General features: G+C 67.8%; 1 pseudogene. It reads left to right on the plus strand.

From position 1 onward, the window contains the following. Positions 1-35 precede the first annotated feature (35 nt). Positions 36-295: pseudogene (locus C6N31_RS42835) on the plus strand (esterase); the annotation flags it as partial.

Consider the following 295-nt stretch of genomic DNA (forward strand, 5'->3'; position numbering starts at 1 on the left):
TCTGGCCCTGGCTCGCGGTACGAAGCTGGCCGGCTATGTTCCTCCGTCTCAGCGCCCTCTTGCTCACCCAGGCATTCCTCCTCTCCACGCTCGGGCTGCTGGCCAACGACTATTTCGCCTTCTACAGCAGTTGGTCCGACCTCCTGGGTCGCAACCAGGACACCGGCGTCATCCAGGGCGCCGTCGACCCTGGCGCGCACCGTGGCCATGTCCAGGTGCTCGGCAGCGACAACATTCCCGGCCACGGCGCTCTCCACAGCAACCCGGCGCAGGTGGGCAGGCTCGACCGGGTGCG

It is taken from the genome of Streptomyces fildesensis (genome assembly GCF_016107395.1).
Lineage (GTDB): Bacteria > Actinomycetota > Actinomycetes > Streptomycetales > Streptomycetaceae > Actinacidiphila > Actinacidiphila fildesensis.